Here is a 24,867-nt window from a genome sequence, read left to right as displayed (position 1 = left end):
CCCGTCCCGGAGCTGCGGCAGCCGCTAGCGTCGAGCGGTGACCTCCGCCCTCGACCGCAGCATCCTCCGGCTCGCCGTCCCGGCGCTGGGCTCGCTGGTCGCCGAGCCGCTGTTCCTGCTCACCGACTCCGCCCTGGTCGGCCATCTCGGCGCCGTCCCGCTCGCCGGGCTCGCGCTGGGCGGCACGGTGCTGCAGACGATCGTCGGCCTGATGGTCTTCCTCGCGTACAGCACCACTCCGCGGGTCGGCCGGGCCCTCGGCGAGGGCGACGAGCGGAGGGCCGTGGCGGCCGGGATCGACGGCGGCTGGCTGGCCCTGCTCCTCGGCGCCGGCATCGCCGTGGTGGGCGCGCTGACCGCTCCGGCCGTCGTGGCGCTCTTCGGCGCGGAGCCGGCGGTGTCCGAGGCGGGCGTGCGGTACCTGGCGGTGAGCATGGCCGGGATCCCCGCCATGCTCGGCGTCTTCGCGCTCACCGGGCTCCTCCGCGGCTTCCAGGACACCCGCACTCCGCTGGTGATCGCCGCCGGCGGATTCGCCCTCAACGCCGCTCTCAACGCCGTGCTGATCTACCCGGCCGGCCTGGGGATAACCGGCTCCGCGCTGGGGACGGTGATCGCGCAGTGGGCCATGCTCGCGGCCTACGCGGGAGTCGCGCTGCGGCTCGCCCGGAGGGTCGGCGCGCCGCTGCGGCCGCACCTCGCGGGCCTGGCCTCCTCCGCGGGATCCGGCGGCTGGATGCTGCTGCGCACAGCGAGCCTCCGCGCGGCGATCCTTCTCGCGGTCGCGACCGCCACCTCACTCGGGGCGGAGGAGCTGGGCGCCTTCCAGGTGGCGATGACGCTGTTCTCGACGGTCGCCTTCGCCCTCGACGCGGTGGCGATCGCCGCGCAAGCGCTGCTGGGCCGCCTCCTCGGCGCGGGCGAGACCGAGCAGGCCGGTGTCGTCACGAAACGCTGTGTGACCTGGGGAATCGGTGCGGGAGCAGTGCTCGGAGCGCTGGTCACCGGTCTGAGCGGTGTCCTGCCGTACGTCTTCTCGAGCGACCCGGAGGTGCTGCGGCTGCTGCCCGCGGCGATCGCCGTCGTGGGCCTCACCGCTCCGCTCGGCGGCTACGTCTTCGTGCTCGACGGCGTGCTGATCGGCGCCGGCGACGGCCGCTACCTGGCGCTCAGCGGCCTCGCGAACCTCGCCGCCTTCGTCCCGCTCGCCCTGCTCGCCCCCGCCGCGCCCGCCGAATGGCGCCTCCTCGCGCTCTGGCTCGCCTTCGCCGTCGGCTTCCTCGGCGCCCGCGCGGTCACCCTCGGGCTCCGGGTCCGCAGCGACGTCTGGCTCCGCTGACCGCACTCCTCCCCTGTGGAGAAGCCTGTGGACAACTCCGGTCAGCGCGGCGGTGCGCTGGTGTTCCCGCGGTGGAAGACGGCGTGGAAGCAGACCGCCTCCGCCTCCTCGTCGGCCAGGAGCGCGACCGCGGCCCGTCCCGCCGCACGGCCCTTCTCGACCGCGGGCTGGGCCATCGTCGTGAGGTCGTACTCGGCCGCGAGACCGGGCACCTGCACGCCGTCGAAGCCGACCACCGAGAGGTCCTCGGGCACGCGCAGCCCGCGCTCCTCCGCCGCGAGGATCACACCCGCGGCCAGCAGATCGCTCTGCGCGACGACCGCGGTCGGCGGCTCCGCCCCCTCGAGCAGCGTGCGGCCCGCGGCGACGCCCTCGTCGACCGAGCTCGCCGCGGCGGCGACGACCGACGCCTCCGGGAAGACGTCCTGCACTCCGAGGAGGCGGTCGACCGGAGTGATGCTGGGGCTCGAGCGCCAGCCCGCCGGGATCGCGCCGCGACGGCGGTCCTTCGCGAACGGGAGCGAGACCACCGCGACCCGCTCGTGGCCGAGCTCGCGCAGGTGCTCCGCGAGGGTGCGGCTGGCCTCGCGGTTGTCGAGCGAGATCACGGCGCCGCCCAGCTCCGAGAGGCCCTCGACCACGACGACCGGCACCCCCCGGCGACGCAGCACGGCGACGGAGTCGTCGACCGACGGGCTGCAGCCGACCAGGATCATCGCGTCGACCGGGGCGGTCGCCAGCAGGCCCGCGCCGTCGCCGGTCTCGGTGAGCAGCAGGATCCCGGCGTCGACCCCGCCGAGCACGTCGGCGATCCCGTCGAGCATGGCGATCTTGATCGGGTCGCGGAACGCGTGCAGCATCCGCTCGTCCACGACGACCCCCACGATCCCCGAGCGGCCGCGGCGGAGCGAGCGCGCCCGCGGGTCGGGACCGGCGTAGTCGAGCTCGGACGCCGCGCGCAGCACCCGCTCCTTCGTGGCCTCCGAGACGGGGCCGGAGCCGCTGAAGACCAGCGAGGCGGTGGAGGGGGACACTCCGGCCCGGCTCGCGACGCGGGCGAGCGTCGGCCGGGGGCTCTTGCGGGGTTCCACGTTCCTCCTCGTGGGGGCGGCGCGCTCGTCGTCGGTTGACCGTCCCCGGGGTTCCGGATAGCTTAGACCGGCTCGCTTCGAATCGATTCGACCGTGCCTCTCGATCCGGTGTCCGGATCCCGCCCGCACCAGGAGAACCGCCATGACCTCGACGTCCGCGCTCACGCGCCCGCAGCTGGTCGCCTGGCGCAACGCCGTCTTCACGATCTTCGTCCTCAGCGGGATCTCGATCGCCACCTGGGTCTCGCGCACCCCCGCCATCCGCGACGAGCTCCAGCTCTCGACCGCCGGAGTGGGCCTGCTGATCCTCTCGATGTCGATCGGCGCGATCGTCGGACTCGCGTTCTCGACGCCGGTCATGGGCGCGATCGGCGCCCGGCGCGGCATGGCGCTCGGCCTCACCGTCTCGGCGGCGGGGCTCGCGGTGCTGGGCGTCTCGGCCGACGTCATCGGCGTCCTCCCCGCGGCCTTCGCCGGCATGGCGATGCTCGGCTTCGGCAACGGTGCGGTTGACGTGATGATGAACGTCGAGGGAGCGGCCAACGAGAAGGCCTTCGGCAAGACGCTCCTGCCGCTGTTCCACGCCTTCTTCAGCCTCGGCACCGTGGCCGGCGCGCTGATCGGCGCGGGCGCCTCCGCCCAGGCCGTGCCCGTCGCCGTCCACCTCGGCGCGATCGCCGTGGTGATCGCCGTGACCGCGGTGATCGCGATCCGCTTCGTCCCGGTCCGCGAGGAGCTCGACACCTCCGGCGCGGCGACCACGGTGAAGCCGCCGGTCCGCGAGCGCGTCGCCGCCTCCCTCGGCGTCTGGCGCGACGGCCGCCTCGTCCTCATCGGCCTGATCATGCTGGGCATGGCCTTCGCCGAGGGCTCCGCGAACGACTGGCTGACCCTGGCGATGGTCGACGGCCACGGCACCGACAAGACGACCGCCGCCGTCGTGTTCGGCGTGTTCGTCGCCGCCATGACCGTCGGACGCGTGATCGGCGGACCCGTGCTCGACCGCTTCGGCCGTGTCCCGGTGCTGCGCGCCTCCGCCGGGCTCGCGATCGTCGGCATCATGCTGTTCATCCTCGCCCCGGTCGACGCGCTCGTCGTCGTCGGCGCGGTCGCCTGGGGTCTGGGCTGCTCGCTCGGCTTCCCGGTGGGCATGTCGGCCGCGGCGGAGGGGCCGCACTCGGCCGCCCGCGTCAGCGCGGTGGCGATGCTCGGCTACGTCGCGTTCCTGGTCGGACCGCCGGCCATCGGCTTCCTCGGCGAGCACTACGGCCTGCTGAACGCCCTCTTCCTGGTGCTGGCCCTGGTGGTCGTCGCCGGGCTCGCCTCCCCCGCCGCCCGCAGCCGACGGAGCTGACCGCCCCGCTCCACGCGCCTCCGCAAGCCCCCGTGGGGCCCGGGCGCTCCGACGCGCCTCCCCCTAGGCTTCCCAGGACGGCGGCGGAGGGGGAGCGGATGCGGTACCGAGCGCGCGACGGCGCCCTGCTCCACGTCGACGAGCACGGAGCCGGTCAGGGGCGACCCCTGGTGGTCGTCCCCGGCGAGCCGGAGCGCCACCCCTCCTATCTCGGCTCGTTCGCCTCGATCGCCTGCACGCGCCGCGTCCTCGTGCTGCACCCGCGCGGAGTGGGCGGCTCCGCGGAGCTGCCTCCCGCTCCCCCGGCCACGACGGCCGCCGACGTGGAGGACCTGCGCCGCCACCTCGGCGTCGACGCGCTCGATCTCGCCGCGCACGACTCCGGCTGCCGCGCCGTCCTGCTCGCCGCCGTGGACGCTCCCGAGCGCGTCGCCCACCTGCTCCTGATCGCCCCCAGCACCGCCTGGCTCGGGATCGACGACCGGGCTGCCGGTCACACGACTCCCGCCGGCTCCGACGACACCGCGGCGATCCGCGACGCTCTGCAGCGCCTCGACTGCCCCGCGGTCGTCCTCGGCGGCGAGGACGATCCGGTGACGGGCGTCGCCGCTCTGGAGGCGCTCACCGCGCTCCTGCCGCAGGCGAGCCTGGCCGTCATCGAGTCGAGCGGCCACCACCCGTGGGCGGAGGCGCCGGCCGAGTTCGCGGTCGCGCTGCGCGCCTCGCTCTCGGTGCCGCCGCCCGCTCCTCCGCTCGGCCGCCGGCCTCCCGTCGCCGCGCGCTGAGCCGGGAGCCCGCCGGAGCCGCGCCGTCTATCCTCGACGGGTGCGTCTCGTCATCGCGCGCTGCTCCGTCGACTACACCGGCCGTCTCAGCGCCCACCTCCCGCTCGCCACCCGTCTCCTGCTCGTCAAGGCCGACGGGAGCGTCCTCATCCACTCCGACGGCGGCTCCTACAAGCCGCTGAACTGGATGAGCCCTCCCTGCACGCTGATCACGGGCGAGCCCGACGAGGAGGCGCGCGCCGCGGGAGTGACGCAGCAGTGGACCGTCGCGCACCGCAAGACCGGCGACGCTCTCGTCGTCTCGATCCACGAGGTGCTGCACGATTCGGCGCACGAGCTCGGCGTCGATCCGGGACTCGTGAAGGACGGAGTGGAGTCGCATCTCCAGCGCCTTCTCGCCGAGCAGATCGGCCTCCTCGGAGAGGGGCACACTCTCGTCCGGCGCGAGTACATGACCGCGATCGGCCCGGTCGACATCCTCGCCCGCGATTCCTCGGGAGCCGCCGTCGCCGTCGAGATCAAGCGCCGCGGCGAGATCGACGGAGTCGAGCAGCTCACCCGCTATCTCGAGCTGATGAATCGCGATCCGCACCTCTTCCCGGTGACGGGAGTCTTCGCCGCTCAGGAGATCAAGCCGCAGGCGCGGACCCTCGCCGAGGACCGCGGAATCCGCTGCGTGGTGCTCGACTACGAGGCCATGCGCGGCACCGACGATTCGCACACGCGCCTGTTCTGACAGGCACGGCGACAGGCACGGCGAAGGCCCCCGCGATCGGATCGCGGGGGCCTTCTGCGCGTCGGGTCCGGAGCCCGGGAATGCGGCGTCCCACCGGGCCGAGGGCCCGGCGGCCGCTCCTACTTGTGGGCGGCCTGGTAGGCGGCCTGGACCTCGGAGGGGATGCGTCCGCGGTCGGAGACGGGGTGGCCGTTGGCGTTCGCCCACTCGCGGATGGCCTTGAGCTGCTTGGGGTCGCTCTTGGAGGCGGTGGCGACGCTCGTGGCGGCCGCGGGGCGCGAGCCGACGCGGCGGGCGCTCGAGACGAACTTCTCGAGGGCCGAGTGGAGCTCGGCGATGTTGTCGGGGCCGAGGTCGATCTCGTAGTTGGCGCCCTCGATGCTGAAGCGGACGGTACCGCCGTCACCCGAATCGATAGGGGTTCCGTCGATATCGTCGACAAGCGTGATCTTCTGGGCCACTTTTCCTCCTGGAGTTCGCGGGACCGGACTGTCTCGACCCGGACCGGGAGAGACATTACCCCCTTTCACAATCGACTGCGTCATGAATGGCGCCATTCGTCGCTTTCTCGCGCCATGTCGAGGGGAATGTTCAGGATAAGCGGAGGCAATCACGGCGGATTCGAGCACTTCGCCATCAGCCGTCGAATAGAGGACACGGTGTCCGCACGTGGCCGTAACGATTCCGGACACCGATCGCGCGCATTCCCGGGAACCGGTCCCGGCGATTCCGACCACGCCCGGGTCTTCGTTAGCGTGGAGTCATGGCACGACGAGGCGGACCCCCTGCACGCCCGGCGCGACCCGGTCCGTACCGCAATGCGGAGGCACGGGAAGCACTGGAGGCGCTCGTCGCCGCTCCCACCGCCGAGGCCGTCGACCGGCTGCTCGAGGCCTGCCTCGACGGCTCCCTCGTGGTCGACGTCACGGGCTCCCAGCCCGGAGGCGTGCCGCACGTCCGCACCGTCGCGACGACCACCGGGGAGCAGGTCCTGCCGCTGTTCACCTCCACGGACGAGGTGCGCACCGCGGTCCCCCGGCAGCAGCATCCGCGGGTGCAGATGCTGGTCCTCCCCGGACGCGAGGCCTTCGCGCTGATCCGCACCGCCGACTTCGTCGCCGTGCAGCTCGACCCCGGCTCGATCGCCCAGGTCGTCACCCGTTCGTTCGTCGAACGGGCTCTGGACGCCGAACGGCCGTAGAGTGTGGCCCCCGGCGGGGCAGCGCCGGCGTCACCCCGTCCTCCGAGGTCAGGAGCCCGCCATGTCCGACACGACCCTCGCCGCCACCGGCCTCGACGCGCGCGCCGGCACCTGGTCCTGCATCCTGTTCGACCTCGACGGCACGATCACCGACTCGGCCCCCGGCATCACCGGCACCCTCGTCGAGACCTTCGTCGAGCTGGGCCGCCCCGTGCCCGCTCCGGCCGAGCTGCTGGCCTACGTCGGCCCTCCGCTGCTCGAGGCGTTCCGCGAGCTCGGCGGGATGACCGTCGAGGAGGCGCAGGCCGCGCTCGTGGTCTATCGCCGCCGCTACAACGCGGGCGGGCTGTTCGACTCCTCGGTCTACCCGGGGCTGCCCGAGGTGCTGGCGCGCATCGCCGAGGCCGGCGTGCCGCTCTCGCTCGCGACCTCCAAGCCGGAGTCGGCGGCCACGCGCATCCTCGAGCACTACGGACTGGCGCAGTACTTCACGGTGATCTGCGGCGCCTCCGAGGACGAGGTCCGCAGCGCCAAGGCCGACGTCGTGGAGGAGGCGCTGCGCCGGCTCCGCGAGCTCGGCGTCGACCTCTCGGCGCCGGTGATGGTGGGCGACCGCGAGCACGACGTGCAGGGCGCCGCAGCCCACGGCGTGCCGACGATCATGGTCGAGTGGGGCTACGGATCGCCGCTCGAGGCGGTCGGGACGATCGCGCTGGTGTCCGGTGCCGAGGAGCTCGCGGACCTCCTGCTCCCGTGACCTGCGTACGATGAGGGCATGACTGGTCTGGGCGTCGTCCTCTCGTTCGTGCTGTTCCTCGGCGGGATCCTCGTTCTCGGCAACTCGTTCCTGCTGCCCGACATCGCCGGATTCCTCTTCGTCGGCGGCATCCTGATGATCTCGGGATCGCTGGCCGTCGCGTTCCACGTCCTGCCGAAGTCGCAGTAGCCGGGTCGCTCCGGGCGACCGCCTCCGCGGCTCGCCGCTCCGCTCAGCCCAGCGTGCTCGCGTCGAGGTTGATGACTGCATTGATGTAGACCGCCTCGCCGGCTCCGGCGATCGTCGGGTTCATCCGGAGCAGCTGCTGCACCGGGATCCCGAAGCGCTGCGCGATGTCGAAGAACGTGTCGCCCTGCACCACGGTGTAGCTCACGATGTCCCCCTCCCCGTCGCGGGTCGGCTCGCCGTTCGCCCCGGGAACCGCGCCGTTGTCGACCGCGAAGGCGGTCTCGGGGATGTCCGGTGTCGCGTTCGGCGTGAAGGTGACCGTCGCCTCGGGGACCGGCGCGAAGACCGTGGCCGTCGCCTGCGGGAGCGCCGCCGTGACGGTCGGGTCCGGCACCGGAGTCGGCGTCGCCGTGGCGAACACGGTGACCGTGACCGTGGGAGCCGGAGCGGGCGCCGAGCACCCCGCGAGCGCGAGCACCCCGGCCAGTGCCGTCGCTCCGATGACCGTCCTGCGCATGTCCCCCGCCCTCCGCGCGCCCCGCGGCGCCCGCTCCACCCTAGGAGACGGGGCGGCCGGGGGCACGTGCGCTGTCGCAGGAGGCCGGTGCTGCGGATCCACCGTCGTGCAGGGAGCTCCGCGGTCGTCCGGGCCGGGTCGGCCTCACCGGGACCAGGTCAGGACGGGGGCTCGGTGAGCAGGCGCAGCCCGCCGCCGCTGTTCGCCGCGTCCATCAGGAGCTCGACCCAGGTCGGGTTGATCGTCGGCTGCCGGCTCCCCGCGAAGTGGAACTGCAGGGCGATGTTCGGGTTCATCCAGAAGGAGTGGCGGCCCCGCGCGCCCTCGGGCATCGAGTCGAGGGTGAGGCTGAAGCGCTCGTCGCGGCGGAACTTCGCGTAGATCACGATCTGGAGGTGGGCCAGGGTCCGGTCCTCGATCTCGATGACGGCGGGAGGAGTGCCGTAGAGGAATTGACCCATGCCGCCAGACTATAGGCCCCTCGGCTTATTACTAGTCCGTCTAGCTATTTGGCTGCGGAGGGTTCCGCGTCGTCCGCTTCGTCCGTATCGTGCCCGTCGCCGTGCTCCGCGTCGATCTCGTCGACGGCCGCGCTCATCCGGCGGAGGAAGTTGACGACGACCTCGGCCTCGGGGGCGTCCAGGTCCTCGGCGATCTCGAGCATCCGGCGGTGCATCTCCTGGAGCGTGGCGCGCACCTCGTCGTCGCTGTCGACGGTCGCCTCCACGACGATCCCGCGCCGGTCGGTCGGGTTGGGCTTGCGCACGAGGTGGCCGCTGCGGACCAGGCGGTCGATGAGGACCGTGGTCGACGCGGACGAGATGGAGAGGTGCGAGGCCAGATCCTTGCCGGTCACCAGCTCGCCCTTGCGCTGCTGGCGGAGCAGGTACTGGATGGCGATCAGGTCCGTCTCGCCCATCGCCATCCGCTCGCGCGTGCGGCGGCGCATCGAGACCTCGGAGACGCGGTAGGTGCGCATGGCGCTCAGCACCTCGACCGCACGGCGGGTGGACGACTCGTCGGGGTACCAGTACCCGGCGCCGCTCCGCAGGCTCGTGTCGCTCATCCGCACATCCTAGACCGGCTGCTCACCAGACCGTCTAGCGAGTCGCCCGCGCCTACGCTGGACCGGTGACCGCCACCCTCGTCGCCAAGGGCCTCTCCGGAGGCTATGCGCACCGCACCCTGTTCGACGGACTCGACCTGACGGTCGCCCCCGGGGACGTGGTGGGCGTCGTCGGGGCGAACGGAGCCGGCAAGTCGACGCTGCTGCGCATCCTCGCCGGCGAGACGGCTCCGCTCGAGGGCTCCGTCGTGCTCTCGCCGGGCGACGCCTTCGTCGGCTGGCTTCCGCAGGAGCACGAGCGCCGCGAGGGCGAGACCGTCGCCGGCTACATCGCGCGCCGCACCGGCTGCGCCGAGGCCTCCGCCGAGCTCGACGCCGCCGCCTCCGCGCTGGCCGACCCCGATCCCGACGGCTCGATCGCCGACCGCTACGCCCTCGCGCTCGACCGCTGGCTCGCGAGCGGCGCGGCCGACCTCGACGAGCGCACCCCGGTCGTCCTGGCCGACCTGGGCCTGTCGCTCGGCGCCGCGGCCGCCTCCTCGACGATGACCTCCCTCTCCGGCGGGCAGGCGGCGCGGGTGGGCCTCGCGGCCCTGCTCCTCTCCCGCTTCGACGTGGTCCTGCTCGACGAGCCGACGAACGACCTCGACCTCGACGGCCTGGAGCGCCTGGAGGCCTTCGTCCGCGGACTCCGCGGCGGTGCGGTGCTCGTCAGCCACGACCGCGAGTTCCTCGCCCGCAGCGTCACCCGCGTGCTCGAGCTCGATCTCGCGCAGGGCACCAACCGGGTCTACGGCGGCGGCTACGACGCGTTCCTGGAGGAGCGCGAGACCGCGCGCCGTCAGCGCCGCGAGAAGTACGAGGACTTCGCCGAGCAGAAGGCCGACCTGGTCTCCCGCGCCCGCACCCAGCGGGAGTGGTCGAGCCAGGGCGTGCGCAACGCGATGAAGAAGGCCCCCGACAACGACAAGATCCGCCGCAAGGCCTCGGTGGAGTCGAGCGAGAAGCAGGCGCAGAAGGTGCGCCAGATGGAGAGCCGCATCGCGCGGCTCGAGGAGGTCGAGGAGCCGCGCAAGGAGTGGCAGCTCGCCTTCACGATCGGGAGCGCCCCGCGCTCGAGCTCGGTCGTCTCGACGCTGAACGGCGCGGTCGCCCGCCGGGGCGCGTTCACGCTCGGTCCGGTGTCGCTCCAGGTCGACGCGGGCGACCGGATCGGCATCACCGGGCCCAACGGCGCCGGCAAGTCGACGCTGCTGTCGCTCCTCCTCGGCCGCGCCGAGCCGGAGGAGGGCGGCGCCTCACTCGGCGCGAGCGTGGCGATCGGCGAGATCGACCAGGCCCGCGGGATGCTCGCCGCCGAGGTGCCGCTCGCGGACGCGTTCGAGGCGCTGGTCCCCGAGTGGCCGACCGCCGAGGTCCGCACGCTCCTGGCGAAGTTCGGGCTGAAGGCCGACCACGTCGGCCGCCGCGTCGGCGAGCTCTCGCCGGGCGAGCGGACGCGGGCCGCCCTGGCGCTCCTGCAGGCCCGCGGCACGAACCTGCTGGTGCTCGACGAGCCGACCAACCACCTCGACCTCGTCGCCATCGAGCAGCTGGAGGAGGCGCTCGAGGCGTACGAGGGCACCCTGCTGCTGGTCACCCACGACCGGCGGATGCTCGAGACGGTGCAGCTGACGCGGCACTGGCACGTCGAGGCGGGCGTCGTCACGGAGGCGTGACGCCCGCCGCCGCGTCAGTCCCCGGAGGCGCGGGCCGCCTCGTCCTCGCGCCAGCCGGCCTCCTTCTGCACGTACTCGTTGTCGGCGAACTCCGCGAAGTCGCTCTCGTCGGTGATCCGGCGCACCTCGAGGCGGTTGCCGGGCACCAGCGGGCAGCGCAGCGCCCACTCGCGGGCCTGCTCCTTCGAGTCGACCCCGATGATCCAGAAGCCGTTGAAGAGCGACTCGGTCGGGCCGTAGGCGCCGTCGACGACGGTCGGCGGCTCGGAGGAGAAGTCGACCACGAAGCCGGAGGAGGCCACGTCGTCGGCCAGGCCGTCGCCCGAGAGCAGCACGCCCGCCTCGATCATCGCCTCGTTGAACTGCCCCATCCGGGTGATGATCTCGTCGAACGGGATGGAGGCGTAGGCCTCCTTCGCCGCATCGGTCGCGCGCATGATCAGCATGTACTTCATCGGGTCTCCCTGGAGTCGGTGCGCGGGGGCGCACCGCTCACTCTGGCGCGTCGGCGGCTCCGGGGGAACAGCGGATCCGGAGGCGCATCGTCCTCGGCGCGGCCGTGAGCCGCAACCCCCGCGCAGACCCTCGCCGAGCGGCGGAGACTGGCGACGGCCCGTTGCTCGACGGGCGCTCATCGACGGAAGGAACGACCCCATGGTGGATCTCGGAGGACTCGCGGACAAGGCGAAGAACGCCGCGAGCAGCGACAAGGGCGAGGAGCTGACCGACAAGGGACTCGACAAGGCGGGCGACGCCGCCGACTCCGCGACCGGCGGGAAGTTCGCCGGCCAGGTCGACAAGGCCCAGGAGGCCGGCGACCAGCACGTCGGCAACGACTGACCCCGCGGGGCGGCCCTCCCGCGCTGTCGCGGAGGGCCGCTCGTCCGTCAGTCCCGGTCGCCGAGCCCGCGCAGCAGAGCCCGCACCACGGCGACGGAGCGGTCGGCCGCGTCGTCGACGTGCGCCTCGAACTCGCCGGGGGCGCAGAGGTCCGAGATCCCGCGGACCGAGACGAACGGCAGCCCGTGCACGTGCGCCGTCTGCGCGAGTGCGACTGACTCCATGTCGGTGGCGAGCGCGCCGGGGAAGTCGCTCCTCACGCGGTCCACATGGGCGCTGGAGACGAAGACGTCGCTCGAGACGATCAGGCCGCGGCGCACCGGCGGCCCCTCGGGCAGGTCGAGCTCCGCGGCGAGCGCCGCGTCGTCCCCGGAGTAGCGGGCGGGCATCCCCGGGACCTGCCCGAGCGCGTAGCCGAACGCCCGCGCATCGGCGTCGGTCTGCACGTGCTCGGTGCCGATCACGACCTCGCCCACGCGGACGTCGGCGCCCAGGCCGCCGGCGGTCCCCGCGCTCACCACGAGCGGCCGCTCGCCGTCCTCCCGCAGGATTGCCCCGGTGAGACCGCCGGACGCGTTGACGAGACCGATGCCGGTGCGGACGAGCAGCACCGCGCGGGAGTCGAGCTCGAGCTCCCACTGCAGCGCGTTGCCGACGGCGCGAGGCTCGGAGGCGCTGGTCGCGGCGGCGAGGAACGGCACGGCCTCCTCGTCCATCGCGACCAGGACGATCGCCGTGCTCACGCGGTGACCGTCTCCCACTCCGAGCGGTGCGCGAGGAACGTGCGCGCCGCCTCCTGCGCCCCCTCGAGGGAGTGGTTGGCGCCCCAGCCGCACTGGGTCTCGTTGGCCGCGGGGACCTCGTCGGCCTCGGTGATGTCCTGGAGCGTCGCCTCGACCAGGCCGAGCACCTCGGAGAGCTCGGGCTCGCCCGAGAGGAGCAGGTAGAAGCCGGTCTGGCAGCCCATCGGCGAGAAGTCGATCACGCGGTCGGAGTGGTTGCGGGACTTCTCGGCGAACAGGTGCTCGAGCGAGTGCACGGTGGGCATCTCGAGGTGCCCGCGGTTGGGCTGGGTGAAGCGCACGTCGTACTTGACGAGGTGGTCGCCTCCGGGAAGCGTCTTCGCGTCGGCGAGGCGCACGTACGGCGCGGCGACGGTGCGGTGGTCGAGGTTGAACGACTCGACGTTCATGCGCGGCTGATCCACGGTGGTCTCCTTCGCTGGGGGTCCCTCCATTGTCCTCCGCTGCGCCGAGCGGAGGCGGACCCCGGCGGATCCCGCTACTTCTTCTCCGGGGCTGCGCCCGGATGCGAGGGCGGAACGTAGATCCCCGACCGTCCGGGCGGAGGGGTGGCCGGAGCAGGCCGACCGTATGCGGGCGGGTAGCCGCGGGCCATCGAGCCGTAGTTCGCAGTCGTCTTCTCGGTCATCGTTCCTCCTCAGCGTTCGGGGCGGCGTTCTCGGTCCACTCGACCACGGACTGGTCCGGCACGGAGAGCCACACCCCGCGAGTCCCCTCCACTCTCGCACCGAAGGCACCGTCGGGGAGGACCTCGAACTGCTCCTCGATGTAGATGTCGCGAGATCGGGGGTAGGTGGACGCGAAACTGGCCACCGAGATCCACCCGCCGACCCGCCGACCGTCCGGCAGCTGCACGCGCACCCACGTCTCCCTCATCCTCGGCGCCACCTTGTCCCACGCGGTCGGCACGCTCTCGTAGGCCGTCGTCCGCCCCGCCGGGACGCGCACCCAGCCGAGCCCCCGCCTCCGGAGCACCCGCCACGGCGGCCGCCACCACCGCAGCCGCACGTGCAGCGCCGAGCCGAGCGCCGCCGGCACCAGCACTCCGAGCACGAGGATCCACCAGCCCACGGCCCTTGGCTCCCGCAGGACCGCCGCACGGGGATCGGCCGCCAGGCGGATCAGCTCCTCGCCCGCCACGACGAGGTACGCCGCGTCGAGCGCGATGCTCACCAGGACCGCCTCGAACAGACGCGCGGAGACCGTGTGGTCGGTCCAGCGGAACCCCGCCGCCCAGACCCGCACCGAGGCGTAGAGCACCCCGGGCAGCACCAGAGCGACGAGCGCCATCACGCCGAGCACGCTGTCCGGAACGACCATCGCCACCACCTCCTCCGTCGACGGATCGAGCGTGCCGCGGCGCCCGGCGCGACGGGGACCCGGGCCCCCTGATCAGTGGAGAACGGGCCGCTCCGATACCTGGGGAGGAGCCTGGACCGCGCCTCAGAACAGGTCGGCGAAGCCCATCGCGACGAGGTTCGCGTGCGAGGTCCGCAGGCAGTCGAGCGCGCTCCGCCCGTAGCGCTCGTCCTGCTCGACGAGGAGGTGGTCGACGCCGAGCGCGAGGCTCGTCCCGATGATCCCCGGGAAGTCGAGGTTGCCCTCCCCCACCTCGGCGAACTGCACGTTCGAGGTGAAGGCGTGCACGGACCACCCGCCGGACATGTCGGCGGGCGGCCCGACCCGGTAGTCCTTCAGGTGCACCAGGGCGACGCGCTCCCCGTACCGGCGCAGCGTCGTCACGGGATCGAGCCCGCCCCGCTGCACCCAGTGCACGTCGAGCTCGAGCCCCAGCAGCGGAGCCCGGTCGGCGACGACGTCGAGCAGGAGGCGGCCGTCGTGCCGCGCGAACTCGTGGTGGTGGTTGTGGAGCAGCAGCCGCAGCCCGTCGTCGCGGAGCCTCGCCGCGGCGGCCTGGCAGCGGTCGGCGAAGTCGAGCAGAGCGGCCGGCGAGGCCGCCGCGGAGGCGGGCAGCATGCCGATCCGGACCGTGCGCGTGCCGAGCGCGCGGGCGTCGGCGACGATCCCGGCGAGCCCGCCCTCGAGCGCGGCGCCCGGGGAGTCCCCCGGTGCCAGGCCCGCCGAGATCGCCGCGATCTCGACGCCGAGCTCGTCCCGCGCCCGCTGCAGCTCGGCCACGGTGGCCGCCGTCAGCGGGATCTGCGAGATCTCCACCGACCGGTAGCCGATCGCTCGGACCTCCCGGAGCGTCGCGAAGGCGCCCGCCGAGGCGAACGCGTCCTTCAGCATCATCGCCTGCACGCCGATCCTGGTCACGGCAGTCCTCCCGGTCGCGGTGGGGGCCGGCGTCTCCGCGGCCCGGAACGCCCCCGACGGTAGAGGCGCGCTTCCGATTTTGTCAATCGGTTGCCAATACGCGTATGGTCGTGGCACGGCGGCGCTCCTGCCCGCCGGTTCCCGACGACGAGAACGAGGCACGCACCGTGACCACCGCACCCGCGACGACCGCACCCGCGAACCCCGCACCCTGGACCCTCTCCGGCTTCGGCGACGAGATCGACCCCGACCCGGTCGTCCAGGTCGCCGTCCTCCGAGCGCTCGGCGCGCACAGCATCGAGGTGCGCAGCGCCTGGGGCCGGAACGTCGTCGACCTCGACGACGAGCGCCTCGCCCGCCTCGCCGCCGTGCTCGAGCGCGGCGGCCAGTCCGTCTCGGCCGTCGCCTCGCCCATCGGCAAGGTCGACGTCGCCCTCGACCCCGAGCTCGAGGTGGCGCGCCTCAACCGCGTCATCCACGTCGCGCACACCCTCGGCACACCGAGCATCCGCGTCTTCTCGTTCTACCGGGGCGAGGGAGTGCCGGTCGAGAGCATCCGCGACGACGTCCTGCTGCGCATGCGCAGGCTCGCCGATCGCGCCGAGCGCGAGGGCGTGGTGCTGCTGCACGAGAACGAGAAGGACATCTACGGCGACGTCCCCGAGCGGATCCTCGACCTGGTCGAGTCCGTCGGCTCGCCCGCCCTGCGCCTCGCCTGGGACAACGCGAACTTCGTGCAGTGCGGGGTGCGGCCCTTCGACGACGGCTGGACGGCGCTGCGGCCCTACGTCGACTACCTGCAGGTGAAGGACGCGGTGGCCGCGACCGGCACCGTGGTGCCCGCCGGCGAGGGCGACGGCCAGCTGCGCGAGACGCTCACCGCCCTGCGCGACGACGGCTGGACGGGCGTCGCCTCGCTGGAGCCGCACCTCGCGATCACGGACGCCCTCGGCGGATTCTCCGGCCCCGAGTCGTTCGGAGTGGCCGCTCGGGCCTTCCGGGGGCTCGCCTCCTCGCTCGGGATCGACCTGCGATGACCGTCCGCGCGGCGGTGATCGGCTGCGGCGACATCTCCTCCGTCCACCTCGCGGCGATCGGCACCGCACCCGGCGCGGAGCTGGTGGCGGTCTGCGACACCGACCCGGGCCGGCTCGCCGCGGCCGCCGAGAGGCACGCGGTGCCGGGCTTCCCCGAGGCGGTCCGGATGCTCGACTCCGTCCGCCCCGACGTCGTGCACGTCTGCACTCCGCACAGCACGCACGCCGCGCTGGCGGTCGCGGCCCTGGACCGCGGCGTCGCGGTGCTCCTCGAGAAGCCGCTCGCCTCCTCCGTCGCCGAGGGCGAGCAGGTGATCGCCGCGGCCGAGCGGGGCGGGGCGCGCATCGGCGTCTGCTTCCAGAACCGCTACAACCCGCCCGTGCAGCGCCTCCGCGAGCTGCTGGCGTCCGGCTCCCTGGGTGCCGTGACAGGTGCGGCCGCGACCGTGCTCTGGCACCGCGCTCCCGGCTACTACCTCGACCGCCCCTGGCGCGGGATGCGGGCCGAGGGCGGCGGCGGGATGCTGATGAACCAGGCGATCCACACCGTCGACCTCCTGCAGTGGCTCCTCGGCGAGGTGGTCGCGGTGAGCGGCTCCGCCTCCACGCGCCTGCTGCCGATCGAGGTCGAGGACACCGCCGACCTGGTGCTCACCCACGCCTCCGGCGCGCGCAGCGTCCTCTACGCGACCGTGGCGAACGCGTGGGACGAGCCGGTCGAGCTCCGCCTGCGCACCGAGCGCGCCACCGTCTCGTTGCGCGGTGCCCTCACCGTGCGGCGCGACGACGGATCCGTCGAGGTCGTCCCGGACACGGAGCGCCGATCCGGCGGGCGCTCGTACTGGGGCGCCTCGCACGAGCTGCTCGTGCACGACTTCTACGCCCGCCTCGGCGAGGACGAGCCCTTCTGGATCTCGCCCCGCGAGGCGGCGAGGTCGCTCGCGATCGTCCAGGCCGCCTACGCCCCGAGCGCGCCCGCGCGGATCCCCCATTCCACCCCGAACGAAGGACTCCTCCCATGACCACCGTCCGCCTCGGCATCATCGGATTCGGCGCCCAGGGCTCCTCCTACGCCCGCTTCCTCGCCGACGGCAGAGTGCGCGACCTCGTCGTCACCGCCGTCGCCGACGTCGACCCCGCCCGGCAGGCGGCGGCCGCCGCGCTCGCACCCGGAGCGTCCTTCCACGCCGACCACCGCTCCCTCCTCGCGAGCGGAGAGGTCGACGCCGTCGTCGTCTGCACTCCGCACTACCTCCACCCCGGGATCGGCATCGACGCTCTCGAGCACGGGCTGCACGTGCTGGTCGACAAGCCGGCGGGCGTCTACGCCGCGCAGGTCGCGGAGCTGAACGAGGCCGCCGCCGCCCGTCCCGGTCAGCGCTTCGCGATCATGTTCAACCAGCGGGCGAACCCGCTCTACCGCCGGCTCAAGGAGGTCGTCGACGAGGGCGGGATCGGCCGGATCCTGCGCTCGAACTGGATCATCACGACCTGGTGGCGGCCGCAGGCCTACTTCGACCAGAGCGCGTGGCGCGCGACCTGGGGAGGCGAGGGCGGAGGCGTCCTGGTCAACCAGGCGCCCCACCAGCTCGACCTGTGGCAGTGGCTGTGCGGAGTGCCGGAGTCGGTGGTCGCGAAGGCCGGCTACGGGCGGTGCCGCGACATCGCGGTGGAGGACGAGGTGACGGTGCTCGCCGACTTCGGCGGGGGCACGACCGGCGTGCTGGTCACCACGACGCACGACCCGATCGGCACCGACCGCCTCGAGATCGTCGGCGACCGCGGCCGGATCGTCGTCGACGACTCCCGGGTCGCGACCATCACCCGGCTGAACGCCCCCGAGCGCGAGGTCAGCGCCGCCCTCAGCGCCGAGGACGTGGGCCTCCTGCTCAGCGGTCGCTACGACACCGCGGGCCTCTCCACGACGGAGCGGATCGAGTCGGCGTCGGTCTGGGGCGAGCAGCACACGGCCGTCCTGCAGGACTTCGCGGACAGCATCCTGCACGGCACGCCGCTGCTCGCACCCGGGGCGGAGGGGATCCTCGGGGTCCGGCTCGCCAACGCCATCCACTACTCGAGCTGGACGGGACGCGAGGTACCGCTCGACCTCGACGAGGGCGTGTTCCTGGCGGCGCTCAACGAGCGGATCCGCGAGGAGGGGGCGTTCCCGGAGCGGAGCTGACGGGGCGGAGCCGCGCGGACCCGCGCTGGAGGGGCCGGAGCGGTGGGCGGCCGACCGGCGACGGCGGCCTCCCGGAGCGCGGGCTCCCCGATCCGGCCCGACCCGGACGCGAGCGACGGGCCGGGCGGGCTTCTCGGCCCTGTGGCAGCATGGGCGGCGGACGGCGCCCCGTCCGCCGCCGTGCCCCTCGAGAGAAGACCGCGATCGTGCCCAGCGAAGACGCGCCCACCGGCCCCTCCGCCGCGAGACGCCGCGGCCGCTCCGCGACGACGATCTACGACGTCGCCCGCCTCGCCGGAGTCGCCCCCTCCACGGTCTCCCGCGGGCTGAGCACGCCCGGGCGGCTGAACGCCGCGACCGAGCAGCGGATCCGCGCCGCCGCGAAGGAGCTGGGCTACCGGCTCAACCCGATGGCGCGCGCGCTGCCGACGGGCCGCAGCTCGACCCTCGGGCTCCTGGTGGCCGACATCACCAACCCGGCCTTCTTCCCCGCCGTGCGCGGAGCGGAGCGGGCGGCGTCGCTCCGCGGCTTCACGATGATCCTCGCCGAGTCGCAGGAGTCCGGGGAGCGCGAGGCCGAGGCGGCCGACCGCATCGCCGCCTCCACCGACGGGCTCGTCCTCGTCAGCACCCGCCTCAGCGACGAGGAGATCATCGCGCTGGCCGGGCGCATCCCGGTCGTCGTCCTCAACCGCGTGGTCCCCGGCGTCGCGGGGATCGTGCCCGATCTCGCCCCCGGGATCGACGCCGCGCTCGACCACCTCGCGGCCCTCGGCCACCGCTCCCTCGCCTTCATCGCCGGTCCGCCCGACTCGTGGATGAGTGCCGCGCGATGGGAGCTCCTCCTCGACCGCGCTCCGCAGCGGGGCATGACGGTCGTCGAGATCGGGCCGGGCGTCTCGACCCTCGAGGGCGGGAGGAGCGCGCTCGCGAGGGTGACCGCCTCCGGCGTCGGCGCGGTGATCGCCTACAACGACCTGGTCGCCATCGGACTGATGCGCGCGGCTCAGGAGTCGGGCGTCGCGATCCCGGAGCAGCTCAGCATCATCGGCTTCGACGACATCTTCGGCAGCGACTTCACCTCGCCGCCGCTGTCGACCATCAGCGCACCGCTGGGCCGGATGGGCGAGCGGGCGGTCCGCCGGGTGCTCGGCGACGAGGAGCCTCCGGAGCGGGCCGACGACCTGCCGACGGAGTTCGTCCCGCGCGCCTCGACGGGACCCCGCCGCGACTCCTGACCCCGGTCCGCGCCATGGCGCGCCAACCGGTGCGACAGTCTTGGCAATCGGTTGACAGTTTCCGGCACCCATACTTGGATGGCCCCGTGCCGACGAAGCTGCTGAACGATCCCGACCGACTCCTGCCGATCGACCCGACGACCCGGGCGATCGCCCGCGACCTCCACTCGAGCGTCGCCGACCTGCCGATCCTCTCCCCGCACGGGCACGTGGATCCGCGCCTCCTGCTCGAGGACCGCCCCTTCGCCGACGCGTCCGAGCTCTTCCTCCGGCACGACCACTACGTCACCCGGCTGCTCCACTCCGCCGGGATCGACCTCGGCGATCTCGGCATCCCCGGAGGCGAGCGCCTCGCCGGCCCGGAGGAGGTGTGGCGCACGTTCTGCGCGCACTGGCGGATCTTCGCGGGAACCGCCTCGGGCTACTGGCTCCAGTCGATCCTCGCCGAGCAGTTCGGCATCACCGAGCAGCCCGACGCCTCCACCGCCGACGCCCTCTTCGCGGCGATCGGGGCCCGGCTGTCGTCCGCCGCCTTCCGCCCGCGGGCGCTCTTCGAGCGGTTCGGGATCGAGGTGCTGGCGACGACCGACGATCCGCTGGACGACCTGGCCGTCCACCGGGCTCTGGCAGAGGATCCGGCGTTCCCGGGCCGCGTGCTGCCGACCTTCCGCCCCGACGCCTACCTCGATCCCTCCACCCCCGGCTGGCCCGAGCGCGTCGCCGCCCTGGCCGCCGCCACCGGAACGAAGGAGTCCAGCTTCCCCGGATTCCTCGAGGCCCTCCGCGCCCGGCGCCGGTACTTCCTCGACCACGGCGCCGTCTCCGCCGACCACGGAGTGCTGGAGCCGCTGACCGTCGACCTCGACCCCGCCGAGGCGCAGTCCCTCTTCGCCCGCGCCCGCGCCGGCACGATCGACGCCGAGGGCAGCCGCGTCCTCGCCGCGCACCTGCTGCTGCAGTCCGCCCGCATGAGCGTCGACGACGGCCTGGTGATGACCGTCCACGCCGGGGTGCTGCGCAACCACGATCGGCTGACCTTCGAGCGCTTCGGTCCCGACACCGGCCACGACATCCCCGTCGCGACCCGGTTCGCCGAGCCCCTCCGCCCGCTGCTGCAGGAGCTCGGCAACGCACCGGGCTTCCACCTCGTCCTCTTCGGGATCGACGAGAGCACTCACTCGCGCGAGCTCGCTCCCCTCGCCGGCTACTACCCGTCGGTGTTCCTCGGAGCGCCGTGGTGGTTCCTCGACGCGCCCGACGCGGTGCTGCGCTTCCGCGCCGCCGTGACGGAGACCGCCGGCTTCTCGCGGAGCTCCGGCTTCATCGACGACACCCGCGCGTTCCTCTCCATCCCGGCCCGTCACGACATGGCGCGGAGGCTGGACGCCGCGTTCCTCGCTCGCCTGGTCGCCGAGGGGCGCATCGACTCCGAGACGGCGAGCGCCGTCATCCTGGACCTCGTCGACGCCCAGCCGCGGAAGGTCTTCAAGCTGTGAGCGGGCACGGCGGAGGAGGCGCGCTCGATCGCGCGTCCACGGGCCTGCCGGCGGCTCCCGTCCGCATCGTCCACCTCGGCCTCGGCGCCTTCCACCGAGCGCATCAGGCCTGGTACACGCACGCCGTCGACGACGACCACGAGTGGGGCATCGCCGCATTCACCGGCCGGAGCCCCCGCGCGGCCGAGGAGCTCGCCGCGCAGGACGGCCTGTTCACGCTGATCGAGCGCGGACCGGAGGGCGACTCGGCGACGGTCGTGGGCAGCATCGTCGAGGCGGTCGACGGCGCGGACGTCGCGCGTCTCGTCGAGCTCGTCGCGGCTCCAGGGACGGCGATCGTGACGCTGACGATCACGGAGGCCGGGTACCGTCTCGCCGCGGACGGCGGCCCCGACCTGGACGACCCCGCCGTCCGGAGCGACCTCGCCGCCCTCCGATCGGGAGGAGCGCCGACGACCGCGCTCGGCCGCCTCCTCCTCGGCCTCACCGCCCGGCGCGACGCCGGCTCCGGCCCGCTCGCCGTCGTCCCCTGCGACAACCTCTCCGGCAACGGCCCTCTCGTGCGCCGTGGGCTGCTCCTGCTCGCCGAGCGGCTCGACCCGTCGCTCGCCGACTGGATCGACCGAACCGTCTCGTTCGTGTCGACCTCCGTCGACCGGATCACTCCGGCCGCCACGGCGGCGGACCGGGAGGCGGCGGCCGAGCTCACCGGCATCAGCGACGCCGCGTCCGTCGTGACCGAGCCGTTCCGCGACTGGGTCCTCTGCGGCGGCTTCCCCGCCGGCCGACCCGCCTGGGAGCGCGCCGGAGCCCGCTTCGTGGACGACATCGAGCCCTTCGAGCGGCGCAAGCTGCGACTCCTCAACGGCGCGCACACGCTCCTCGCCGCCACCGGCCGCCGGCGGGGCCTCGCCACCGTCGCGGAGGCGATCGCCGACCCCGCCTGCCGGAGCGCCGTCGAGGCGTTCTGGGCGGAGGCGGCGGCCGGCCTCCCCGCCGGTCTCGACGCGGACGCCTACTGCGCCGCCCTCCTCGGGCGCTTCGGCAACCCCCGGATCGAGCACCGCCTCGAGCAGATCGGCGCCGACGCGACCGCCAAGCTCCGCATCCGGATCGTGCCCGTGCTCCTCGCCGAGCGCGCGGGCGGACACGGCGGAGCCGCCTCCCTCCGTGCCGTCGCCGACTGGATCGCACTGCTGCTCCAGGGCGACCACCTGCCCGACGCGCAGCGCCCCGCCCTCGACCGCGCCCTCGGCTCCGCCCGGCCCGTCGAGGCGCTGCTGCGGCTCGTCGACCCGCGCCTCGTCGACGACCCGGCCCTCGTCGCCGCGGTCGCCGCTCAGGCGGCCTAGACCTCCACCCCGCCTCTCCGCGCAGTGCCTTCCGGCACTGTCGGCAACCGATTGCCACCCTCGCACCGTCTCGATGCGGCGCGGATCCCCGACGGGTCCGCGCCCGGGTAAAGGAGCCCGCATGACCCCCCGCACCACCGCGCCCGGAGCGCCCGCCGCTGAGAAGCTCTCGAAGCTGAGCATCGTGGGCTACGGCGCCGGCGACACGGCGAACAACCTCGCCTTCACCACCGCCACGATGTTCCTGCTCGTCTACTACACCGACGTCGCCGGGATCTCCGCGGCCGCGGCGGGCACGCTGCTGCTCGTCGTGCGGATCTTCGACGCGTTCGCCGACGTCTTCGCCGGCCGGGTCGTGGACCGCACCTACAGCAGGCGCTTCGGCAAGTTCCGGCCCTTCCTGATGTTCGGGTCGGTTCCGCTCCTGCTGCTCTCGGCCGCGACCTTCTCCGTCCCGCAGATCGGCGAGAGCGGAACCCTGCTCTACGCCTACCTGAGCTATGCCGCGCTCGGCCTCGCCTACAGCCTCGTCAACATCCCCTACGGCTCGCTCGCCGGAGCGATGACGCAGGTCGGCACCGAGCGCGCGAAGCTCGCCAGCGCCCGCGCCATCGGCGGCGCGATCGTGGGGGCCGGGCTCGGCACCTTCATGGCCCCGCTGGTCGTCCCCGGCGCCGATCTGCAGTCGCTCTTCTCGATCGTCACGCTGAGCTTCGTCGTCGTCGGCTCCGCGCTCTACCTCTTCACGATCCTGACCGCGAAGGAGCGCGTCCAGCGCGACGTCGCGCACGTCACGTTCCGTCAGAGCATGACGACCCTCCGCTCCAACCGGCCGCTGCTCTTCCTCTGCCTCAGCTCGTTCCTGTTCCTCACCGGGACGCTCGCGCTCCAGACCGTGCAGCTCTACTACCTGCGCGACGTGCTCGGATCGGTCCAGCTCTACGCCGCGATGTCGCTGATCCAGCTCGCCCTGACCTTCGGCCTGGCCGCCCTCGTCCCGACGATCGTGCGGCGGTTCGGCAAGCGCAACGCCTACATGGCCGGAGTCGGGGTCCTGATCAGCGGCGGAACGGTCGTCTTCCTCGCCCCGGGCGACGCGGTGGCGGTCGGCTTCGGCGGACTGGTTCTCGCCTACGTCGGCATCCAGCTCGTCAACATGCTCGTCTGGGCGATCGAGGCGGACACCGTCGAGTACGGGGAGTGGAAGACCGGCATCCGCTCCGAGGGCACGATCTACGCCCTGTTCTCCTTCACCCGCAAGACCGGCCAGGCGGTCGGAGGCGCCCTCGCCGCGTACGCGCTGGCCTGGGGCGGCTACGTGGCCGGGGCCGCGGAGCAGAGCGAGCACGCCGAGTGGGGCATCCGCGCCGCCGCCGGCCTCATCCCTGCCGTCGCGGCCCTGCTCGCGGTGCTGATCATGGCGTTCTACCCGCTGACCGACCGTCGGCACGCGCAGATCGTCGCCGAGATCGCCGAGCGCCGCGAGAGCACGGGGCAGGCCGCGCCCGTGGCGCCCGGCCTCTCGACCGCCGCGTTCTCGATGGACCGCGCTCCCGGCCGGAACCCCTGACCCGATCCCCCACCACGAAAGGCATCCCATGAAGATCGACAAGGCCGAGGTCGTCGTCACCAGTCCCGACCGCAACTTCGTCACCCTCAAGCTCACGACCGACGACGGGCTGACCGGCCTCGGCGACGCGACCCTCAACGGCCGCGAGCTCGCCGTGGTCTCCTATCTCGCCGACCACGTCGTGCCGCTGCTCCTCGGCCGTGACGCCTCGCGCATCGAGGACACCTGGCAGTTCCTCTACCGGTCGTCCTACTGGCGCCGCGGGCCGGTCACGATGGCGGCGATCGCGGCGGTCGACACCGCCCTCTGGGACATCAAGGGCAAGGCCGCCGGCATGCCGCTCTACCAGCTGCTCGGAGGCGCGTCCCGCACCGGCCTGCTCGCCTACGGCCACGCGTCCGGGCGGACGGACGCGGAGCTGTTCGACAGCATCCGCGAGCACCAGGAGCAGGGGTACCGCGCGATCCGCGTGCAGACCGCGGTGCCGGGGCTGACCTCGATCTACGGCATCGCCTCCAACGCCGTCCTCGAGGGCAACGCCGGTGTGCGCTACGACCACGAGCCGGCGCAGCGCGGCGGTCTGCCGACCGAGGAGGACTGGGACACCCGCGCCTACCTGCGCCACGTCCCCCGCGTCTTCGAGGCCGTCCGCAACGAGTTCGGGCCGGGGCTCCCCCTCCTCCACGACGGCCACCACCGGATGACGCCGATCCAGGCCGCGGCCCTCGGCAAGTCCCTCGAGCCGTACGACCTCTTCTGGCTCGAGGACTGCACGCCCGCCGAGAACCAGGAGGCCCTCCGCCTCGTCCGGCAGCACACCACGACGCCCCTGGCGATCGGCGAGGTCTTCAACACCGTCTGGGACTACCAGCTCCTCATCCGCGAGCAGCTGATCGACTACATCCGGAGCGCGGTCACGCACACCGGAGGCGTCTCCCACCTCCGGAGGATCCTCGACCACGCCGCGCAGTACCAGATCAAGTCCGGGATGCACGGACCCACCGACGTCTCCCCGGTGGGCATGGCGGCCGCGATGCACCTGGGCCTGGCCATCCACAACTTCGGGATCCAGGAGTACATGAAGCACGGCGAGCGGACCGACAGCGTCTTCCAGCAGTCGTTCACCTGGAGCGAGGGACGGCTGCACCCGGGCGACGCCCCCGGTCTGGGCGTGGAGCTCGACGTCGACGCCGCCGGGAAGTACCCCTACGTGCGCGCGTACCTGCCCTTCAATCGCCTCGCCGACGGCACCGTCCACGACTGGTGACCTGCCCCCCTCCGCCGAGGCGATCCCGGACCGTCGCGGGAGCCACGACCAG

General features: G+C 73.3%; 27 protein-coding genes. 17 read left to right on the top strand and 10 right to left on the bottom strand.

Annotation, left to right across the window (positions count from 1 at the left end; all coding sequences use genetic code 11):
* Positions 1 to 37: 37 nt before the first annotated feature.
* Positions 38 to 1,339 (top strand): MATE family efflux transporter, encoded by a 1,302-nt coding sequence (locus tag GSU40_RS00345; RefSeq protein WP_160033045.1) that lies wholly within the window; start codon positions 38 to 40, stop codon positions 1,337 to 1,339.
* Positions 1,340 to 1,380: 41 nt separating this feature from the next.
* On the opposite strand, the gene GSU40_RS00340 is transcribed toward GSU40_RS00345, so the two are convergent.
* Positions 1,381 to 2,430 carry a substrate-binding domain-containing protein gene (locus GSU40_RS00340; RefSeq protein ID WP_244229539.1) on the bottom strand — a complete coding sequence of 350 codons (1,050 nt, stop codon included), beginning with the start codon at positions 2,428 to 2,430 and terminating at the stop codon, positions 1,381 to 1,383.
* Positions 2,431 to 2,572: 142 nt separating this feature from the next.
* Here GSU40_RS00340 and GSU40_RS00335 point away from each other — a divergent pair, with 142 nt between their 5' ends.
* The 3 genes from GSU40_RS00335 to nucS all read left to right on the top strand — a co-directional run bounded on the left by GSU40_RS00335 (position 2,573) and on the right by nucS (position 5,305).
* A complete protein-coding gene (locus GSU40_RS00335; protein ID WP_160033043.1) occupies positions 2,573 to 3,784 on the top strand; it encodes an MFS transporter in 1,212 nt (403 codons plus the stop codon).
* A gap of 98 nt (positions 3,785 to 3,882) precedes the next feature.
* Entirely contained in the window at positions 3,883 to 4,569 is a 687-nt protein-coding gene (locus tag GSU40_RS00330) for an alpha/beta fold hydrolase (protein ID WP_160033041.1), read from the top strand.
* A 40-nt stretch (positions 4,570 to 4,609) separates the two neighbouring features.
* On the top strand, positions 4,610 to 5,305 hold the full coding sequence (gene nucS / locus GSU40_RS00325; protein ID WP_104222623.1) for an endonuclease NucS: 696 nt from the start codon (positions 4,610 to 4,612) through the stop codon (positions 5,303 to 5,305).
* Between the two features lie 119 nt (positions 5,306 to 5,424).
* On the opposite strand, the gene GSU40_RS00320 is transcribed toward nucS, so the two are convergent.
* Positions 5,425 to 5,766, bottom strand: a complete 342-nt coding sequence (locus GSU40_RS00320; protein ID WP_181110125.1) for an Lsr2 family protein — start codon at positions 5,764 to 5,766, stop codon at positions 5,425 to 5,427.
* A gap of 302 nt (positions 5,767 to 6,068) precedes the next feature.
* Here GSU40_RS00320 and GSU40_RS00315 point away from each other — a divergent pair, with 302 nt between their 5' ends.
* From GSU40_RS00315 to GSU40_RS00305, 3 genes are all read left to right on the top strand, one after another.
* Positions 6,069 to 6,506 carry an SseB family protein gene (locus GSU40_RS00315; protein WP_104222625.1) on the top strand — a complete coding sequence of 146 codons (438 nt, stop codon included), beginning with the start codon at positions 6,069 to 6,071 and terminating at the stop codon, positions 6,504 to 6,506.
* A gap of 61 nt (positions 6,507 to 6,567) precedes the next feature.
* Positions 6,568 to 7,263, top strand: coding sequence for an HAD hydrolase-like protein (locus tag GSU40_RS00310; protein ID WP_104222626.1), 696 nt, complete (start codon positions 6,568 to 6,570; stop codon positions 7,261 to 7,263).
* 18 nt (positions 7,264 to 7,281) lie between these two features.
* Complete coding sequence (locus tag GSU40_RS00305) at positions 7,282 to 7,452, top strand: hypothetical protein (RefSeq protein ID WP_159911733.1); 171 nt, start codon at positions 7,282 to 7,284, stop codon at positions 7,450 to 7,452.
* 43 nt (positions 7,453 to 7,495) lie between these two features.
* Here the strand turns inward: GSU40_RS00305 and GSU40_RS00300 are convergent, their stop codons facing one another.
* From GSU40_RS00300 to GSU40_RS00290, 3 genes are all read right to left on the bottom strand, one after another.
* Complete coding sequence (locus tag GSU40_RS00300) at positions 7,496 to 7,969, bottom strand: LysM domain-containing protein (protein WP_104222627.1); 474 nt, start codon at positions 7,967 to 7,969, stop codon at positions 7,496 to 7,498.
* A gap of 158 nt (positions 7,970 to 8,127) precedes the next feature.
* Positions 8,128 to 8,430, bottom strand: coding sequence for a hypothetical protein (locus tag GSU40_RS00295; protein ID WP_068250131.1), 303 nt, complete (start codon positions 8,428 to 8,430; stop codon positions 8,128 to 8,130).
* Positions 8,431 to 8,474: 44 nt separating this feature from the next.
* On the bottom strand, positions 8,475 to 9,035 hold the full coding sequence (locus tag GSU40_RS00290) for a MarR family transcriptional regulator (protein WP_104250276.1): 561 nt from the start codon (positions 9,033 to 9,035) through the stop codon (positions 8,475 to 8,477).
* 65 nt (positions 9,036 to 9,100) lie between these two features.
* Here GSU40_RS00290 and GSU40_RS00285 point away from each other — a divergent pair, with 65 nt between their 5' ends.
* Positions 9,101 to 10,753, top strand: coding sequence for an ABC-F family ATP-binding cassette domain-containing protein (locus tag GSU40_RS00285; RefSeq protein ID WP_160033039.1), 1,653 nt, complete (start codon positions 9,101 to 9,103; stop codon positions 10,751 to 10,753).
* 14 nt (positions 10,754 to 10,767) lie between these two features.
* Here GSU40_RS00285 and GSU40_RS00280 read toward each other — a convergent pair whose 3' ends face one another.
* Positions 10,768 to 11,208 carry a YciI family protein gene (locus GSU40_RS00280; protein WP_160033037.1) on the bottom strand — a complete coding sequence of 147 codons (441 nt, stop codon included), beginning with the start codon at positions 11,206 to 11,208 and terminating at the stop codon, positions 10,768 to 10,770.
* A 199-nt stretch (positions 11,209 to 11,407) separates the two neighbouring features.
* Between GSU40_RS00280 and GSU40_RS00275 the strand changes: the two genes are divergently transcribed.
* The gene (locus GSU40_RS00275; protein WP_104282784.1) at positions 11,408 to 11,593 is read left to right on the top strand and encodes an antitoxin; all 186 of its coding nucleotides are present in this window, start codon (positions 11,408 to 11,410) and stop codon (positions 11,591 to 11,593) included.
* Between the two features lie 47 nt (positions 11,594 to 11,640).
* Here the strand turns inward: GSU40_RS00275 and mtnN are convergent, their stop codons facing one another.
* The 4 genes from mtnN to GSU40_RS00255 form a co-directional block, all read right to left on the bottom strand.
* Complete coding sequence (mtnN, locus tag GSU40_RS00270; protein ID WP_244229538.1) at positions 11,641 to 12,336, bottom strand: 5'-methylthioadenosine/S-adenosylhomocysteine nucleosidase; 696 nt, start codon at positions 12,334 to 12,336, stop codon at positions 11,641 to 11,643.
* Positions 12,333 to 12,830 (bottom strand): S-ribosylhomocysteine lyase, encoded by a 498-nt coding sequence (locus GSU40_RS00265; protein WP_308470742.1) that lies wholly within the window; start codon positions 12,828 to 12,830, stop codon positions 12,333 to 12,335. Before GSU40_RS00265 ends, mtnN begins: the two co-directional genes overlap by 4 nt.
* Positions 12,831 to 13,020: 190 nt before the next feature.
* Positions 13,021 to 13,716, bottom strand: a complete 696-nt coding sequence (locus tag GSU40_RS00260; protein ID WP_160033035.1) for a DUF6338 family protein — start codon at positions 13,714 to 13,716, stop codon at positions 13,021 to 13,023.
* A 123-nt stretch (positions 13,717 to 13,839) separates the two neighbouring features.
* Entirely contained in the window at positions 13,840 to 14,673 is an 834-nt protein-coding gene (locus tag GSU40_RS00255) for a sugar phosphate isomerase/epimerase (protein WP_244229537.1), read from the bottom strand.
* Between the two features lie 167 nt (positions 14,674 to 14,840).
* Between GSU40_RS00255 and GSU40_RS00250 the strand changes: the two genes are divergently transcribed.
* The 8 genes from GSU40_RS00250 to manD all read left to right on the top strand — a co-directional run bounded on the left by GSU40_RS00250 (position 14,841) and on the right by manD (position 24,815).
* Positions 14,841 to 15,710 carry a sugar phosphate isomerase/epimerase family protein gene (locus tag GSU40_RS00250; RefSeq protein ID WP_244229536.1) on the top strand — a complete coding sequence of 290 codons (870 nt, stop codon included), beginning with the start codon at positions 14,841 to 14,843 and terminating at the stop codon, positions 15,708 to 15,710.
* Positions 15,707 to 16,732 (top strand): Gfo/Idh/MocA family oxidoreductase, encoded by a 1,026-nt coding sequence (locus tag GSU40_RS00245; RefSeq protein WP_104247552.1) that lies wholly within the window; start codon positions 15,707 to 15,709, stop codon positions 16,730 to 16,732. Before GSU40_RS00250 ends, GSU40_RS00245 begins: the two co-directional genes overlap by 4 nt.
* Positions 16,729 to 17,892, top strand: a complete 1,164-nt coding sequence (locus tag GSU40_RS00240) for a Gfo/Idh/MocA family oxidoreductase (protein WP_160033031.1) — start codon at positions 16,729 to 16,731, stop codon at positions 17,890 to 17,892. The genes GSU40_RS00245 and GSU40_RS00240 overlap by 4 nt, the downstream gene beginning before the upstream one ends.
* 206 nt (positions 17,893 to 18,098) lie before the next feature.
* Positions 18,099 to 19,130 carry a LacI family DNA-binding transcriptional regulator gene (locus GSU40_RS00235; protein WP_160033029.1) on the top strand — a complete coding sequence of 344 codons (1,032 nt, stop codon included), beginning with the start codon at positions 18,099 to 18,101 and terminating at the stop codon, positions 19,128 to 19,130.
* An 86-nt stretch (positions 19,131 to 19,216) separates the two neighbouring features.
* A complete protein-coding gene (gene uxaC, locus GSU40_RS00230) occupies positions 19,217 to 20,626 on the top strand; it encodes a glucuronate isomerase (RefSeq protein ID WP_244229535.1) in 1,410 nt (469 codons plus the stop codon).
* A complete protein-coding gene (locus tag GSU40_RS00225; RefSeq protein WP_244229534.1) occupies positions 20,623 to 21,978 on the top strand; it encodes a mannitol dehydrogenase family protein in 1,356 nt (451 codons plus the stop codon). Before uxaC ends, GSU40_RS00225 begins: the two co-directional genes overlap by 4 nt.
* A 121-nt stretch (positions 21,979 to 22,099) precedes the next feature.
* Entirely contained in the window at positions 22,100 to 23,548 is a 1,449-nt protein-coding gene (gene uidB / locus GSU40_RS00220) for a glucuronide transporter (protein WP_104257955.1), read from the top strand.
* A 28-nt stretch (positions 23,549 to 23,576) separates the two neighbouring features.
* Positions 23,577 to 24,815 (top strand): D-mannonate dehydratase ManD, encoded by a 1,239-nt coding sequence (gene manD / locus GSU40_RS00215; RefSeq protein WP_104222646.1) that lies wholly within the window; start codon positions 23,577 to 23,579, stop codon positions 24,813 to 24,815.
* Positions 24,816 to 24,867 lie beyond the last annotated feature (52 nt).

The sequence above is a fragment of the Rathayibacter sp. VKM Ac-2805 genome, assembly GCF_009834265.1.
Classification (GTDB): Bacteria; Actinomycetota; Actinomycetes; order Actinomycetales; family Microbacteriaceae; genus Rathayibacter.
The sequence above is the reverse complement of the archived record's forward strand: the minus strand, read 5'-3'. Positions and strand labels throughout refer to the sequence as shown.